The 16,350-nt window shown below is 72.8% G+C and carries 12 protein-coding genes; 9 read left to right on the forward strand and 3 right to left on the reverse strand.

What is annotated here, in order from left to right:
* The first annotated feature begins 30 nt into the window (after positions 1-30).
* Positions 31-1,737 (forward strand): proline--tRNA ligase, encoded by a 1,707-nt coding sequence (locus PUR53_RS21550; protein WP_329898909.1) that lies wholly within the window; start codon positions 31-33, stop codon positions 1,735-1,737.
* Positions 1,738-2,027: 290 nt separating this feature from the next.
* Here the strand turns inward: PUR53_RS21550 and PUR53_RS21555 are convergent, their stop codons facing one another.
* The 3 genes from PUR53_RS21555 to PUR53_RS21565 are packed head-to-tail and all read right to left on the reverse strand — an operon-like array spanning position 2,028 to position 3,965.
* Positions 2,028-2,960 (reverse strand): aminoglycoside phosphotransferase family protein, encoded by a 933-nt coding sequence (locus tag PUR53_RS21555; protein WP_329898910.1) that lies wholly within the window; start codon positions 2,958-2,960, stop codon positions 2,028-2,030.
* A 40-nt stretch (positions 2,961-3,000) separates the two neighbouring features.
* Positions 3,001-3,456, reverse strand: a complete 456-nt coding sequence (locus PUR53_RS21560) for a ferritin-like domain-containing protein (RefSeq protein ID WP_329898911.1) — start codon at positions 3,454-3,456, stop codon at positions 3,001-3,003.
* Positions 3,453-3,965, reverse strand: coding sequence for a hypothetical protein (locus PUR53_RS21565; protein WP_329909331.1), 513 nt, complete (start codon positions 3,963-3,965; stop codon positions 3,453-3,455). Before PUR53_RS21565 ends, PUR53_RS21560 begins: the two co-directional genes overlap by 4 nt.
* A 246-nt stretch (positions 3,966-4,211) precedes the next feature.
* On the opposite strand from PUR53_RS21565, the gene rimP reads away from it, so the two are divergent.
* From rimP to PUR53_RS21605, 8 genes are all read left to right on the forward strand, one after another.
* Positions 4,212-4,730 (forward strand): ribosome maturation factor RimP, encoded by a 519-nt coding sequence (rimP, locus tag PUR53_RS21570; RefSeq protein WP_329898913.1) that lies wholly within the window; start codon positions 4,212-4,214, stop codon positions 4,728-4,730.
* Positions 4,731-4,732: 2 nt separating this feature from the next.
* On the forward strand, positions 4,733-5,719 hold the full coding sequence (gene nusA / locus PUR53_RS21575) for a transcription termination factor NusA (protein ID WP_033527005.1): 987 nt from the start codon (positions 4,733-4,735) through the stop codon (positions 5,717-5,719).
* 148 nt (positions 5,720-5,867) lie between these two features.
* Complete coding sequence (locus tag PUR53_RS21580; RefSeq protein ID WP_215449264.1) at positions 5,868-6,164, forward strand: YlxR family protein; 297 nt, start codon at positions 5,868-5,870, stop codon at positions 6,162-6,164.
* A 147-nt stretch (positions 6,165-6,311) separates the two neighbouring features.
* A complete protein-coding gene (infB, locus tag PUR53_RS21585; RefSeq protein WP_329898914.1) occupies positions 6,312-9,464 on the forward strand; it encodes a translation initiation factor IF-2 in 3,153 nt (1,050 codons plus the stop codon).
* Between the two features lie 315 nt (positions 9,465-9,779).
* Positions 9,780-10,073: a DUF503 domain-containing protein gene (locus tag PUR53_RS21590; RefSeq protein ID WP_152172010.1), complete on the forward strand. Its 294-nt coding sequence runs from the start codon at positions 9,780-9,782 to the stop codon at positions 10,071-10,073.
* A 63-nt stretch (positions 10,074-10,136) separates the two neighbouring features.
* Complete coding sequence (rbfA, locus tag PUR53_RS21595; RefSeq protein WP_329898915.1) at positions 10,137-10,601, forward strand: 30S ribosome-binding factor RbfA; 465 nt, start codon at positions 10,137-10,139, stop codon at positions 10,599-10,601.
* A complete protein-coding gene (truB, locus tag PUR53_RS21600; RefSeq protein ID WP_329909333.1) occupies positions 10,598-11,512 on the forward strand; it encodes a tRNA pseudouridine(55) synthase TruB in 915 nt (304 codons plus the stop codon). Before rbfA ends, truB begins: the two co-directional genes overlap by 4 nt.
* A gap of 674 nt (positions 11,513-12,186) precedes the next feature.
* Complete coding sequence (locus PUR53_RS21605) at positions 12,187-16,350, forward strand: trypsin-like peptidase domain-containing protein (protein ID WP_329909334.1); 4,164 nt, start codon at positions 12,187-12,189, stop codon at positions 16,348-16,350.

Here is a 16,350-nt window from a genome sequence, read left to right on the forward strand (position 1 = left end):
CACCCCATCCCGGCAGGAGTACGAGAAGCCATGGCGAACGCACCGGTCCAGCGCATGTCCCAGTTGATGGCGAAGACGCTGCGCGACGACCCCGCGGACGCCGAGGTGCTCAGCCACAAACTCCTCGTCCGCGCCGGTTACGTCCGCCGCACCGCGGCCGGCGTGTGGACCTGGCTGCCGCTCGGCAAGAAGGTCCTCGCCAACGTGGAGCGGATCGTCCGCGAGGAGATGGACGCGATCGGCGCCCAGGAGGTGCTGCTCCCCGCGCTGCTGCCGAAGGAGCCGTACGAGGCGACGGGCCGCTGGGACGAGTACGGCCCGGAGCTGTTCCGTCTGAAGGACCGCAAGGGCGGCGACTACCTCCTCGGCCCCACCCACGAGGAGATCTTCACGTTGATCGTGAAGGACCAGGCGTCCTCCTACAAGGATCTGCCGGTGATCCTCTACCAGATCCAGACGAAGTTCCGTGACGAGGCCCGCCCCCGCGCCGGCATCCTGCGCGGCCGTGAGTTCCTGATGAAGGACTCGTACTCCTTCGACACCGAGGACGAGGGCCTGGCCCAGTCGTACGCCCTGCACCGCCAGGCGTACCAGAAGGTGTTCGAGCGCCTCGGCCTCGACTACCGCATCTGCGCCGCCACCGCGGGCGCCATGGGCGGCTCGAAGTCCGAGGAGTTCCTCGCCCCGGCCGGCGCCGGCGAGGACACCTTCGCGGACTGCCCGGCGTGCGACTTCGCGGCCAACACCGAGGCGATCACCTTCGAACTGAAGCCGGTGGACACCGACGGCGTGCCCGCCCTCGAGGAGATCCCGACCCCGGACACCCCGACCATCGAGACCCTCGCCGCGCACCTCGGCGTCGAGGCCTCCGCCACCCTGAAGAACCTCCTCGTGAAGGTCGACGGTGAGATCGTCGCCGTCGGCGTCCCCGGCGACCGCGAGGTCGACATGGGCAAGGTCGAGGCGCACTTCGCCCCGGCGGTCGTCGAGATGGTCACCGAGGCGGACTTCGCCGGCCGCCCCGACCTGGTCCGCGGCTATGTCGGCCCGCAGGGCCTCGGCGAGAAGGTCACCTACATCGCCGACCCGCGCGTCGCCCCGGGCACTTCCTGGATCACCGGCGCCAACAAGCCCGGCACGCACGCCAAGAACGTCGTCGCGGGCCGTGACTTCGAGGTCGGCGAGTACGTCGACGTCGTGGTGGTCCAGGAGGGCGACCCCTGCCCCAACTGCGGCACCGGCCTCAAGCTGGACCGCGCCATCGAGATCGGCCACATCTTCCAGCTCGGCCGCAAGTACGCCGACGCCCTCAAGCTCGACGTCCTCGGCCAGAACGGCAAGCCCGTCCGCGTCACCATGGGCTCCTACGGCATCGGCGTCTCCCGCGCGGTCGCCGCCCTCGCCGAGCAGTCCGCCGACGACAAGGGCCTGTGCTGGCCCGCCGAGGTCGCCCCGGCCGACGTCCACGTCGTCGCGGCCGGCAAGGCCCTCCAGACCGAACTGGCCCTCGACGTCTCCGAGAAGCTCCGGGCGGCCGGCCTCCGTGTCCTGGTCGACGACCGGGCGGGTGTCTCCCCGGGCGTGAAGTTCACCGACTCGGAGCTGATCGGCGTACCGAAGATCCTGGTCGCCGGCCGCCGCTCCGCCGAGGGGGTCCTGGAGCTGAAGGACCGCCGCACCGGTGAGCGCGAGGAACTGACGGTCGACGAGGCGATCGCCCGCCTCACGACCGCCTGAAGCAAACCCTCAGAGAGTTCTCCCGGGGCCTACAGGCGCCTCGCGGGTTTCTCTCGGACCGTTCCCCGACCGTAGGGCGTGACAGAACGTCACTACGGAGGGGAACGGTCATGACGACCAGAGGACGAGGTGCCGTCGCGGGCATCCGCCGAGGCGCCCGGACTACGGCCGCCACCGCGGCGGCGGTGACGCTCGCGGCGGCCGCCGGGCGCGGGGAACCGCGCGACCAGCCACGAACGACCGTCACCGTCCGAATGCTCCGGACCGACTCAGCTCCTCATCCGCCCAGGTCAAAGCCACCCGGCGAACTCCAGCAACAACTCCGCGTCCCTGGGCCGCCCCACGCGCAGTGCCCGCACCCCCGACTCCACGGCCCGGAACAACGTCCACCCCCGCAACCGCTCCTGATCCACCTCGAGCGACTCGGCCAACTTCTTCACCCGCCGCCGAGTGATCGCCGCCCCCGAGGGCGAGGCGATCAGATCCTCCACCCGGTCCCGCACCAGACGCGCCAGATCGAACGCGCACTCGCCCACCACCGGATCCGGCCCCACCGCCAGCCACGGCAACCGCTCCCCGGCCAGCACCTTGCTCTGCCGGAACGTCCCGTGCAGCAACCGCTCCTCGGGCGCGGATTCCAGCAGCTCCGCCCGCACTCCGAGGGCCGCGTCGACCAGCCCCCGCACCTCGGAGTCCTCCTCGGCGCCCGCCCGCAGGGCCGCCGCCTGCCGCTCCGTCCGCTCGGCCACGGTCTCGAAGACATGCGCCTCGGGCGGCTCGACCCACAGCCGTCGCAAGGTCGCGGCCGCCTCCAGCAGTGCCTTCGCCTCGGGCAGTGACCGCACCGACAGATCGGGACGCAGCCGCTCCAGCAGCAGCACGCCCTGACTGTCCCCGGGGTTGAGCAGCTGCACCGCGCCCCGCCCGTCCCAGTGCGCGAGGGCCGCCCGCTCGGCCTCCGGCCGGGCCCGCCCGGGCGCCAGCTTCAGCACGGCAGGGGTGTCGTCGATCATCCGCACCAGGAGTACGAGACTGCTGCGGCCACCGGGTGCCTGCACCCGCTCCACGGTCAACTCGCGTAGATCTACGGCCTGTTGAAGCAGCCCGGGGAGGGTTTCCAGCCACTCGCCGACGCCGTCACCACCCTCCGGCCGACGGGTCTCGGCGAGCGCTCGCACCAGCCGCTGCGGCGGTTCGAAGTCCTCGAAAGCCATGCGAGCCATGGGCGAGTCGTTCCCTTCCGGAGCGTGAGCAGGGCCGTGATCAGGTGTGGGGTGTCGCCGACGGGCCGGCGGCGGCCGTCCGCTCGGCGAGACCAGGGAAGGCTACGCTTCCGCCCCGCCACCGCACCGCCCGCACCGCCGCCTCCCGCAGCGCCTCGGCGGCCGTGGCGCGCCGCTCGCCCTCGGCCGCCCGCACGAGATCGGAGTACACACCGGCCACGCGCTCCTCCAGCTCCGCGGCGAGCCGCACGGCGGACTCGGAATCGACCACCCGGAAGGGCAACGCGTACCCGGCGGCCGCCACGGCAGGCTTGCCGCCCAGGTCCCGTACGGCCCGGGCGAGCGTGTCCCGGCGGGCCCGGTGCGCGTCGTACGCCTCCCGGGCCTCGCGCTGCCGCGCCTCGCCGATCTTCCCGCCGACGACGCCGTAGCCGTACACGGCGGCGTGCTCGGCCCCGAGCGCCGCCTGGACCGCCTTCAGCTCCCCGCTGCTCACTTCGCTCCCTCCGTCAACACGTACGCGTGCCCGGCACCCGACGCCGCCACCGAGGCCATCAGTCGCGCCACCTCACCCGGCACCCGCTGCAACGCCTTGGCCCGCTCGTCGGCGAGGGCCCGCTCGGCGGCAGCCAGCTCGGCGAGTGCGGCCCCGGGGTCGTCGGGCACGGGGGAGGCCGAAGCCGATGCGGACGGGGAGGGCGAACCGGACGGAGAAGCGCTCCCCTCGCCCGCGCGCCCCGCGCTCGCGCCTGCCTTGCCCGCCTCCTTCGCGCCCCCGAACGCCTCGGCGTGCCGTACGACCTCCGCCCGCAGCGGCGAAAGCAGCGCGGCCAGGTCCGGATGGGCGGCGATCACGAGGTCGTACCGCGCCACGAGCCCCTCGCTGTCCCGCGCCACCCGCGCGCGTGCCCGCTCCACCCGCGATGCGCCGCTCCCGCCGTCGGACCCCTCCCCCCCGGACGAGCACCCCGCGAGCAGCCCCGCACCGGCGGCCCCGACGAGCAAACTCCTTCTGCGCGGCCCCGACAGGGCACGCGACGACAAGCTGAACGACACAGCAGACGTCCTCGGGGGGTCGTACGAACAAAGAAGCGGTGCGATCACCGTACCCGTGAAACGTGCTGTACCCCGCTAGGACCTGCCCCAGGGGCACGGGGAACTCGTGGACGGCAACACCCCAGCGGAGCGGCTACCCTTTGACCTGACACGCGCCCTACCCACAACAGCACACGCGGCCGAGGAGTCACCCGGATGAGCACCACCCAGAGCGAGAGGCTGCGAGAACTGCTGGAACCGCTCGTACGCTCCCAGGGCCTGGATCTCGAAGAGATCGCAGTGGACTCGGTCGGACGTAAACGGGTGCTGCGGGTGGTCGTCGACTCGGACGAGGGCGCGGATCTGGACACCGTCGCCGACGTCAGCCGCGCCGTCTCCGCCAAGCTGGACGAGACGGACGCGATGGGCCAGTCGGAGTACACCCTGGAAGTCGGTACGCCGGGCGCCGAGCGCGCCCTCACCGAGCACCGTCACTACCGCCGTGCCGTGGACCGTCTGGTGAAGTTCACGCTCCGCGAGGACGGGGAACTCATCGCCAGAATCCTGACCGTGGACGACGACGGCCTCGACCTCGAAGTGCCCGGAGTGAAGGGCCGCAAGGCCACCACCCGCCGGCTCGCCTTCGCGGAGATCGACAGGGCCCGCGTCCAGGTCGAGTTCAACCGCAAGGACACGAAGGACCAGAAGGACATGACGGAAGAGGAGGAGGCGTAGCCGTGGACATCGACATGAGTGCCCTCAGGGGCTTGGTGCGGGAGAAGGAGATCTCCTTCGACCTGCTCGTCGAGGCGATCGAGGCGGCCCTCCTCATCGCCTACCACCGCACCGAGGGAAGCCGCCGCCACGCGCGCGTGGAGCTCAACCGGGAGACCGGCCATGTGACCGTGTGGGCGAAGGAGGACCCCGAGGACCTGGAGGAGGGGCAGGAGGCACGCGCGTTCGACGACACCCCGTCGGACTTCGGGCGTATCGCCGCCACCACCGCCAAACAGGTGATCCTGCAGCGACTGCGGGACGCCGAGGACGACGCCACGCTCGGTGAGTACGCCGGACGCGAGGGCGACATCGTCACCGGTGTCGTCCAGCAGGGCCGCGACCCGAAGAACGTGCTCGTCGACATCGGCAAGCTGGAGGCCATCCTGCCCGTGCAGGAGCAGGTCCCCGGCGAGACCTACCAGCACGGCATGCGGCTCAGGTCGTACGTCGTACGGGTGGCGAAGGGTGTGCGCGGCCCGTCCGTGACGCTCTCCCGCACGCACCCCAATCTGGTGAAGAAGCTCTTCGCGCTGGAGGTGCCGGAGATCGCCGACGGGTCCGTCGAGATCGCCGCCATCGCGCGCGAGGCGGGGCACCGCACGAAGATCGCCGTCCGCTCCACCCGCAGCGGCCTGAACGCCAAGGGCGCCTGCATCGGGCCGATGGGCGGCCGGGTGCGCAACGTCATGGGCGAGCTGAACGGTGAGAAGATCGACATCGTCGACTGGTCGGACGACCCGGCCGAGATGGTGGCGAACGCCCTCTCCCCGGCCCGGGTCTCCAAGGTCGACGTGGTGGACCTCGCGGCCCGCTCCGCGCGCGTGACGGTGCCCGACTACCAGCTGTCGCTGGCGATCGGCAAGGAGGGCCAGAACGCCCGCCTCGCCGCCCGTCTCACCGGCTGGCGGATCGACATCCGACCGGACACCGAACAGCCGTCGGAGTAGGTGCCGGAGCCGGCCTCGGAGCAGGCGTCGGAGCAGGCAGGGAATAGATCCAAGCCGCAGGTCGCTTAGATCACGTCAGTTAACGCGCGGCAGGTGTTCGATTCTTGCCCCATAGGGGTGAGGTCGCTGCGGGGAGGTAGACTTAGCAGTGTCTGGCCGGACGCGTGCCCGCGCATGCCCTGAACGCACCTGTGTGGGGTGCAGGCAGCGAGCGGCCAAGACCGAACTGCTGCGCGTCGTGGCGATCGAGGACGAATGTGTCCCCGATCATCGCGGTACGCTGCCCGGCCGGGGTGCGTACGTTCACCCCGCCCAGGTCTGTCTCGACCAGGCGGTACGCCGCCGGGCGTTCACCAGGGCGCTGCGTGCCCAGGGAGCGCTCGACACAAAGGCGTTGCGCCGATACGTGGAGCAGACAACAGTTGCCGAGCAGGCAACACCGTAAGACGTGTCGCACGGAACCTCCGTGCGGCCCTGGTACCCCGCGAGTTGGAAGTAGGTCGAGATTGCGATGAGCACTCGATGAGCACGCGATGAGTACGCCCATGAAGTAGCGACGGTCCGGACGCACCCGGACCTAAAAAGGAGCGAAGTGGCTAAGGTCCGGGTATACGAACTCGCCAAGGAGTTCGGGGTTGAGAGCAAGGTCGTCATGGCCAAGCTCCAGGAGCTCGGTGAATTCGTCCGTTCGGCGTCCTCGACGATCGAGGCGCCCGTTGTACGCAAACTGACTGACGCCCTCCAGCAGGGCAGCGGCGGCGGCAAGCCCGCCCCGCGCAAGGCCGCCCCGGCCCGTCCGGCGGCCCCCTCTCCCGCGCAGGCCGCACGTCCGGCCGCGCCTCGTCCCGGCCCGGCCGCGCCGAAGCCGCCCGCCGCCGAGCGGCCCGCCGCTCCGGCCCCGGGTCCGCGCCCGACGCCCGGCCCCAAGCCGCCGACGCCGAAGCCCGCTCCGGCCTCCCCGGCCCCGAGCGTGCCCGAGTTCCAGGCGCCCCCGTCGGCGCCCCCGTCGGCACCGGCCGCCGCGTCCGCTCCGCCGTCGTCCCCGCGTCCGGGCGCTCGTCCCGGCCCGGGTGCGCCGCGTCCGGGTGGCCAGCAGCGTCCGGGTCAGGACCGCCAGGACCGTCCGGACCGCCAGGACCGTCCGGACCGCGGCCAGGCGCCGCGTCCCGGTGGCCAGCGTCCCGGTGGCCCCGGCGCGCCCAAGCCGGGCGGTGCCCGTCCCGCGGGTCCGCGTCCCGGTAACAACCCCTTCACCTCCGGTGGCTCCACCGGCATGGGTCGCCCGCAGGGCCCCCGTCCCGGCGGTGCGCCCCGACCTGGTGGACACGGCGGCCCGGGTGGCCCCGGCGGTGCCCAGGGCGGTCCGCGTCCCGCGGCTCCCGGCCAGGCGCCCCGTCCGCAGGGTGCCGGCGGCGGTCCCCGTCCGCAGGCTCCGGGCGGCGCCCGTCCGACCCCGGGCGGCATGCCCCGTCCGCAGGGCGGCGGTCCCCGTCCCGGCGGTGGCCCCGGTGGCCCCCGTCCGAACCCCGGCATGATGCCGCAGCGTCCGGCTGCCGGCCCGCGTCCCGGCGGCGGTGGCCCCGGTGGCCGCGGTCCCGGTGGCGGCGGTCGCCCCGGTGGCGGTGGCGGCGGTCGTCCCGGTGGCGGCGGCGGCTTCGCCGGTCGTCCCGGTGGCGGCGGCGGTGGCGGTTTCGCCGGTCGTCCGGGTGCTCCCGGTGGTGGCGGCGGCTTCGCCGGTCGTCCCGGTGGTCCGGGTGCCGGCGGCGGTGGCCGTCCCGGCTTCGGTGGCCGTCCCGGTGGTCCGGGTGCCCGTGGTGGCACGCAGGGCGCCTTCGGCCGTCCCGGCGGTCCCGCGCGTCGCGGTCGCAAGTCGAAGCGGCAGAGGCGCCAGGAGTACGAGGCCATGCAGGCCCCGTCGGTCGGCGGCGTGATGCTGCCTCGCGGCAACGGACAGGCCGTCCGCCTGTCGCGCGGTGCCTCCCTCACCGACTTCGCGGAGAAGATCAACGCCAACCCGGCGTCGCTCGTCGCCGTGATGATGAACCTCGGCGAGATGGTCACTGCCACGCAGTCCGTCTCCGACGAGACCCTCCAGCTGCTCGCCGGCGAGATGAACTACGTCGTCGAGATCGTCAGCCCGGAGGAGGAGGACCGCGAGCTGCTCGAGTCCTTCGACATCGAGTTCGGCGAGGACGAGGGTGGCGAGGAGTTCCTCGTCGCGCGTCCGCCGGTCGTGACCGTCATGGGTCACGTCGACCACGGTAAGACCCGACTGCTGGACACCATCCGCAAGACGAACGTCGTCGCGGGTGAGGCCGGCGGTATCACGCAGCACATCGGTGCGTACCAGGTCGCCACCCAGGTCAACGACGAAGAGCGCAGGATCACCTTCATCGACACCCCGGGTCACGAGGCGTTCACCGCCATGCGTGCCCGTGGTGCGAAGTCGACCGACATCGCGATCCTGGTCGTCGCGGCCAACGACGGCGTCATGCCGCAGACGGTCGAGGCGCTCAACCACGCCAAGGCGGCCGACGTCCCGATCGTCGTCGCGGTCAACAAGATCGACGTCGAGGGCGCGGACCCGACCAAGGTGCGCGGTCAGCTGACCGAGTACGGTCTGGTGGCCGAGGAGTACGGCGGCGACACGATGTTCGTCGACATCTCCGCCAAGCAGGGTCTCAACATCGACAGCCTGCTGGAGGCCGTGGTCCTGACCGCGGATGCCTCGCTCGACCTGCGGGCCAACCCGGAGCAGGACGCGCAGGGCATCGCGATCGAGTCCCACCTCGACCGTGGCCGCGGTGCGGTCTCGACGGTCCTGGTCCAGCGAGGCACGCTGCGCATCGGCGACACGATGGTGGTCGGCGACGCGTACGGCCGAGTCCGGGCCATGCTCGACGACAACGGCAACAACGTCGAGGAAGCGGGTCCGTCGACCCCCGTCCTGGTCCTGGGTCTCACCAACGTCCCGGGCGCCGGCGACAACTTCCTGGTCGTCGACGAGGACCGTACGGCCCGTCAGATCGCCGAGAAGCGGGCGGCGCGCGAGCGCAACGCCAACTTCGCCCGGCGTGGCGTCCGGTTCTCCCTGGAGAACCTGGACGAGGCGCTCAAGGCCGGTCTGGTGCAGGAACTCAACCTCATCATCAAGGGCGACGCGTCCGGTTCGGTGGAGGCCCTCGAGTCCTCGCTGCTCCAGCTCGACGTCGGCGAAGAGGTCGACATCCGCGTCCTGCACCGCGGCGTCGGTGCGGTCACGGAGTCCGACATCGACCTGGCGATGGGCTCCGACGCCATCGTGATCGGCTTCAACGTCCGCGCGGCCGGTCGTGCCGCGCAGATGGCCGAGCGCGAGGGTGTGGACGTCCGCTACTACTCGGTGATCTACCAGGCCATCGAGGAGATCGAGGCGGCCCTCAAGGGCATGCTCAAGCCGGAGTACGAGGAGGTCGAGCTCGGCACGGCGGAGATCCGCGAGGTCTTCAAGTCGTCCAAGCTGGGCAACATCGCCGGTGTCCTGGTCCGCTCGGGCGAGGTCAAGCGCAACACCAAGGCGCGCCTCGTCCGCGACGGCAAGGTCATCGCGGAGAACCTCACCATCTCCGGTCTGCGTCGCTTCAAGGACGACGTCACCGAGATCCGCGAAGGCTTCGAGGGTGGTATCAACCTCGGAAACTTCAACGACATCAAGGTCGACGACGTCATCGCGACGTACGAGATGCGCGAGAAGCCGCGGGCGTAACCAGCGGTGGTTCATGCCGGCCGGGGGTGCCATTCGGTGCCCCCGGCCGGTGTGGCCGTTTTCGCCCGGTTCCCCGCGCCCCGATGAAACGGCCGCAGGCCTTTCAGGGGCGCGGGGAACTGCGCGAGAAGCCCCACCGGACGGACGCCTGGGGGTCGAAGGGGCGCAGCCCCTTCCGGACGGGACGGGTAGGGGCGGCGGGGGCGACACAAATCCTGTCGAGCCCCCACCGGCTTCGATGTACGGTTCTGATGTTGCCGCCCGGCCTACGGGTGGGCCATCTATCCCGTACCGGCGGGTGAACCGGATACACACATGTACGTGGGGACTCTGTCCTTCGATCTCCTCCTCGGCGACGTACGGTCACTGAAGGAGAAGCGCTCCGTCGTCCGCCCCATCGTGGCCGAGCTGCACCGCAAGTTCGCGGTGAGCGTGGCGGAGGTCGACCATATGGATCTGCACCGCAGGGCCGTGATCGGCCTGGCGGTCGTCTCCGGCGACACGGGGCACCTGACCGACGTACTGGACCGGTGCGAACGGCTGGTCGCCGCGCGTCCCGAGGTGGAGCTGCTGTCGGTACGGCGGCGCCTGCACGGCGACGACGACTGAACCGGCGGCGCGGGGACAGTTGAACAAGCAGTAGTCACGAAGAACGAGCTAGGAGACGGACCAGTGGCCGACAACGCGCGTGCCAAGAGGCTGGCGGACCTCATCCGAGAGGTGGTGGCCCAGAAGCTGCTGCGCGGGATCAAGGACCCGCGGCTCGGCTCCCACGTCACCATCACGGACACCCGGGTCACCGGGGACCTGCGGGAGGCGACCGTCTTCTACACGGTGTACGGGGACGACGAGGAGCGGGCGGCCGCCGCCGCGGGGCTGGAGAGCGCCAAGGGCATCCTCCGTTCCGAGGTCGGCCGTGCCGCCGGTGTGAAGTTCACGCCGACGCTCACCTTCGTGGCCGACGCCCTCCCGGACACCGCCAAGACCATCGACGACCTCCTCGACAAGGCGCGGGCCTCGGACGCCCAGGTGCGCGAGAGCGCCTCGGGTGCCAAGTACGCCGGTGAGGCCGACCCGTACCGCAAGCCGGGCGAAGACGCCGATGACGCCGCCGACGAGGACGCCGCCGCCGAATGACCCAGCAGCGCCAGAAGACCACCACGCCCGACGGCCTTGTCATCGTCGACAAGCCGTCGGGCTTCACTTCGCACGATGTCGTCGCCAAGATGCGGGGCATCGCCCGAACCCGACGGGTCGGGCACGCGGGGACGCTCGACCCGATGGCCACCGGAGTGCTCGTCCTGGGGGTGGAGAAGGCGACCAAGCTCCTCGGTCACCTCGCGCTCACGGAGAAGGAGTACCTCGGCACCATCCGGCTCGGACAGACGACGGTCACCGACGACGCCGAGGGCGAGATCACGGCGTCGGTCGACGCGTCGAAGGTCACCCGGGACGCGGTCGACGCCGGTGTGGCCGAGCTGACCGGCCGGATCATGCAGGTGCCGTCCAAGGTCAGCGCCATCAAGATCGACGGCGTGCGGTCGTACAAACGGGCCCGCGACGGCGAGGACTTCGAGATTCCCGCCCGGCCCGTCACCATCTCCTCCTTCGCCGTGTACGACGTCCGCGAGGCCGTCGCCGAGGACGGCACCGCCGTTCTCGACGTGGTGGTGTCGGTGGTGTGCTCCTCCGGGACGTACATCCGTGCCCTCGCCCGTGATCTGGGCGCGGGCCTCGGCGTCGGCGGCCACCTCACGGCGCTGCGCCGCACGCGCGTCGGCCCCTACAAGCTGGACTCCGCGCGGACCCTCGACCAGCTCCAGCAGGAGCTGACCGTCATGCCGGTCGCCGAGGCCGCCGCGGCCGCGTTCCCCCGATGGGACGTGGACGACAAGCGCGCCCGGCTCCTGCTGAACGGGGTCCGCCTGGACATGCCCGAGGAGTACACGGCCCGCGGCGCCACCGCCGTCTTCGACCCCACGGGCCGCTTCCTGGCCCTGGTGGAAAGCCACAAGGGCAAGGCGAAAAGCCTGGCCGTCTTCGGCTGACCCTGCCCGCGCCCGAGGGGCTTGCGGGGGAGCACGCTGTGCCACGGGCCGGCGCGGGGCACGAGGGGCAGCGAACTCTGCGGGCTTGTGCGGGTCATGGGGCTCTGCGGGCTTGCGCGGGTCATGGGGCTCTGTGGGCTTGTGCGGGTCATGGGGCTGTGAGGGCATCTGGCCGTGCGGGGCTGTGCGGCCTTTGCGGAGCGCGGGGCTCTGTGAGCCTGTGGGGGCAAGAGGCTCGGCGGGCATGTGGCGCGTGGGGCCTCGTGCGCCTTCCAGCGCGAGGCGCACTGCAGGTTTTTAGGGGCGCGGGGAACTGCGCGATCAGCCACGCACGACCCGCACCCGCAGAACCCACCGCAGCAGCTCGAGTCACCAGGCGGGGGTCACAGGGGCACAGCCCCTGCCCAGCCCGGCACCCCAGGCCCCCGGCACGACTCGGCGAACCCAGCGGAGCGTGGAGCGGCGGTCACGGGGTAGCTGTTCCCGCCGCTCCACGGTCCCCCCTCGGTTCCCCCACCCAGAGGTGTATCCATCTGCTCGGGGCTATTCACCCCTACGTGCAGGCGCTCGGAGTGAACCGAGGGAGCGGAAGGGGGCGCGTTCGCCGCGCGATCTGTTCCGCTGATCTTCACGTGCCTACCGTCGGAACACAGGTACGACGGGGAGGTCAGGACATGGCGGTACGGGGCCGTCGGGCAACCGACGACGGCCGCCGGGCGGCGCGGGACGAAGTCCTGGTGCGGGTCGGCGATCTGTCGGGACGACCACGCGGCACGGGCTTCGTCGCCGACCACCACGGCACGGTCGTCACCAGCCACGAGGCGGTGGACGGGCTGGCCCGGATCGTGGTGCGCTCCACCGGCGACCGTGTCTGTGTGGTGACGTCCGACGCGGTCACCCCGCTGCCCGCCCTCGATCTCGCGCTCATCCGCACCCACGGCCTGTGTGTGGACCCGCTGCCGTTCGCCCTGCGGGACGAGGTCGAGACGGGCGCGTACGTCCGTATCGCGGCCGGCGGCTGGCGCGAGGCACGGGTGCTGGGCACGGCGGACGTCACGTACACCGCGACCGACGGTTTCCATCTGCTGCGCGGCGCCCTGGAGTTGGCGATCGGCACCGCCGGGAGCGAGGCGCTGCGGCTGGGCGGGGGTGCGGCCGGGGGACCCGTGCTCGACATGACCACGGGCGCCGTGCTGGGCGTCCTCGGCACGGCCCTGGAGGCACAGCACCGGTCCACCGGGTTCGCCGTGCCCCTGCGCGGCTGGCGGGTCGAGCAGCCACTGGCCGAACTGCTCGCACGCAACGCGGCGACCGTACCGGCGTACGGGACGGATCTGAACCTGGCGGGGGTGCTGGAGCTCACGGCCACGACGGTGGGCTCGGACGGGCCGGGTGCGAGTGCGGGTGCCGGGGCCGTGGCGGCGGCCGACGCCGATCCCGTCGAACGGGTCGACGTCGTACGGGAGTTCACCGCCTTCGCTGAGGGCCCCGCCACCGTTCTCGGTCTCGTCGGACCACCCGGCAGCGGCCGTACGACGGAACTGGCCGCCCTCGCCGCCCGACGCGGCCGGGGTCCCGCCCCCGCCCCCACCCTCTGGCTCCGGGGCGCCGACCTTCTCTCCGCCGACACCTCCGTGGCGGACGCGGCCCGACGCGCCCTGGAACGGGCGGGACGGATCGTGGCGGCCTCCGCGTCGGCATCGTCGGCATCGTCGGCGGGGTCGGGCGCGGAGAGTTCGGGGGAGTGGGGGACGGATGGGCCGCCGGGGTCGGTCGGGACCGCCGGGGCCGGGGTGGAGGACGGGTTCGCCACGTCGGGCGGGTGGGCCGCGTCGGACTTCTCGGCCGCCTTCGCCGCGTCCGCGGGTGGCCGCGGCGGTGAGGGCTCCTCGGCCGGGGCTGCGGGAGAGGGGGCGGCCGGGGCCGAGCGGCCGTGGCTGCCCGGCCGCTACCAGGGCGAGTTGGGGGACATCCGGCCGGAGCGGCTCGCGCGGCTCGCGGCGGCGGAGGGACGACCGCTGCTGTTGCTGCTCGACGGGCCCGAGGAGATGCCGCCGACGCTCGCGCACCGGTTGGCCGAATGGACCGCGGGGACGGTCGCATGGCTGCGCGCGAACGGGGCCCGGCTCGTGGTGGCCTGTCGCGCCGAGTACTGGGAGCGGGCCGGGGCGCACTTCCCCGCGGAGCTGTTGCACGGGGAGGCTCCCGGCGCGGAGGGGCAGCTGCTGCCGGCCTGTGTGCGCCTGGGCGACCTGACCGAGAGCGAGGCCCGCCGGGCCCGCCTGCGGTACGGCATCCCCGAGGACGCGCTCACCGCCGCGGACGCCCGCCACCCCCTCACCCTGCGCCTCCTGTCCGAGATCCGAGCGGCCCTGCCGACCCCCTCGCACGGCGGGGCCGACGAGGATGCCGGCTCCGCCGGACCACCGGACGGGCACCCGACAGAGCCAACCTGGGCATCCAGGCCCGACGAAGAGCAGGAGGACTGGGTTCAGGCCAGCGGCCTGGGCCCGGACACCCAGGGCCCGTCCGAACCCGCCCACCACCGGCTCCACCCCCCACAATTCGCCGCCGAGCCCCCTCCGCCCGAGCACACGACGACGACCGCCTACACCTGTGGCCCCACCCCACCCCCCGCCCTCTCAGCCCGCCCCGGCAGGGACGACGTGTTGGGTGCCTATCTGGATCTGATGTGTCTGCGGGTCGCCGTGCGGCTCGCCGCGGTGAACGGGGTGCGAGGGGCTGCCGTGCGGCGGCTGGCGGCGCAGGTCTCGGGGCAGGTGCACGAGGCCGCCCGGCGATGTCTCGGCCCCGGGCAGGGGGAGTTGGACCGGGCGGCGTTCGAGGCCGTCTTCCCCTGGGGACCCGTGCCGGGACGGCGGCTCGGCGGCACCACCGGCTGGGCCTCCGCCGTGCTCACCGAGGGCCTGCTCGTCCCGGCCGGCGACGGCTACCGCTTCGCCCACGAGGAACTCGCCGACTGGATCCAGGGCGCCCACCTGGACCTCGACGCCGCCCTGCACGCGCTGGTGCACCACGGCTGGGTCGCCCAGGCCGAGTCACGGCGGGGCTGGGGCACGATGCCCTCGGAGGCCCGCGTGCGCAGGCAGGCGCGCCGGGCCACCCGTAACCTCCCCGTGCCACGCCACCGTATCGGCCCCGTCGTCCACGCCCTGCTCCTCCTCGGCCGGCAACAGGGCCCCACCGAACTCGCCGGACGCCTGGAGGAGTTGCTCGACGCCCTGGACGCCCTGCTGCCCCCGGGCACCCCCGCCCCCGACGACCCCACCTGGTGGGCCACCCGTCTCCTGGCCGACGTCCCGCTCCGGGTGCCCGACGCGACGCCGTACACCAGGGTGCTGCGGTTCCTCACGGAACGGATCGGCGCCTGGCGGGCCCAGGGCCGGGGCGTGCCGGCCGAGTTCGGGCCGGACTTCTGGGCCTCGCTGCCCCTGCCCGAGGCGGAACGGTTCGACCTGCTGCGACGCCTGGTCGTGGCCGACCCCGCCACCGGCGAGGGACCCCGCTACCTGGATGCGGTCTCCCGGCTGCTCGCGGCCGACCCCGCCGCCGTACAACCGCTGCTCACCCGCTGGTTCCCCGACGACACCCCCTTGGTCGCGACCCCGGACGCCACCGTGGCGACGGCCGCGCAGGCGCTGCTGCACACCCATCGCCGCTGCGCCCTGGACGACCTGACCGAGGCACTCGTCGACAGCGCGCACCGACGTGGCGACGAGCTCCTCGCCGTGCTGTCCGAGGAGGAGCCCTCCGCGGTGTGCCGGGCCGTCGACCGCTGGGCGCACGACGACCGTCCGGACCGGCGCGTCGCGGGGCTCGCGTACGCGCTGCGGACCGCTCCGCACGTGCGGACGGACGCCGACCGCGAGCTCCTGCGCTACGCGGCACTCGCCCTCCTGGGCCGCCCCGCCGACGTCACCCTGCACAGTGGCGCCCTCGCCCTGCTCGTACGGGATCCGCTGACCAGGTCGCGGTATCTGCCGCAGGCGCTGGAACGCTTCGCGGCCGGTGACCCGCAGCTGCCCGCGAGCGCCGTGGTCACCGCTCTCGCCACCGACCCGGACCCGATCCTGGACGCCTTCCGCGCGCGACTGCGCACGCCGGGTGCCGAGGGCTCGGACGGAGAGGCCCTGCGTACGCTCGCCGAGGTCACCACGCCCGGCCTCGCGCGCCGCGTCACCACCCTCGTACGGGAGGTCGTCGCACAGCGCCCCGAGGTGGCCGGGCACGTCGCCGGGTACGTCGACCGCAGACTGGAACACGGCCCGGGCACCCGCGCCGTATTGTTTCCGCTGGTCAGCGGCCTCATCGTCGACGGTCCCGTCCAGGTGCGCGCGGCCCTCGCGGCGGTCTTCGCCGAGCCGGGCACCCCGGTCTCCGGCCCGCTGCGGCGCGAACTGCTCGACCTGCTGATGGCGACCGAGCGGGACCCGTCCGTTCTAGACGCCCTGCTGCGGGCGGTCGTCGCGGGCACGGCGGTTACGGCGGGTAGGACGGATGTGGCGGGCACGGCGGTTACGGCGGGTAGGACGGATGTGGCGGGCACGGCGCTTACGGCGGGATCGAGCGAGGGCGCGGGCGCGGCCGTCCGGGTGTTGGTCCACCGGATCGGCCTGCTGCTCGTCCGTACGCCCGAAGGAGCCACCCGCTTCGACTGGGCGCTCGTCGACCTGGCCCGCCACGTGCCCGGTTTCGCGGAGCTGGTGGCCGGGTGGCTCAACGGCACGCCCCAGGAATGGGCGGCGGTGGTCGGCCCCAGCACCCGTCGGATGATCGAGAACCTGGCGGGGGTGCCGGGCGTGCGGGTGCCCGCGTGA

Origin of the sequence: Streptomyces sp. SP18BB07 (genome assembly GCF_036322545.1) — a bacterium.
Lineage (GTDB): Bacteria > Actinomycetota > Actinomycetes > Streptomycetales > Streptomycetaceae > Streptomyces > Streptomyces deccanensis.

Coding starts and splice junctions, on each gene's coding strand:
- PUR53_RS21550 (WP_329898909.1), top strand. CDS start 31: ATGGCGAACGCACCGGTCCAGCGCATGTCCCAGTTGATGGCGAAGACG.
- PUR53_RS21555 (WP_329898910.1), bottom strand. CDS start 2,960: ATGGCTCGCATGGCTTTCGAGGACTTCGAACCGCCGCAGCGGCTGGTG.
- rimP (WP_329898913.1), top strand. CDS start 4,212: ATGAGCACCACCCAGAGCGAGAGGCTGCGAGAACTGCTGGAACCGCTC.
- PUR53_RS21590 (WP_152172010.1), top strand. CDS start 9,780: ATGTACGTGGGGACTCTGTCCTTCGATCTCCTCCTCGGCGACGTACGG.
- truB (WP_329909333.1), top strand. CDS start 10,598: ATGACCCAGCAGCGCCAGAAGACCACCACGCCCGACGGCCTTGTCATC.
- PUR53_RS21605 (WP_329909334.1), top strand. CDS start 12,187: ATGGCGGTACGGGGCCGTCGGGCAACCGACGACGGCCGCCGGGCGGCG.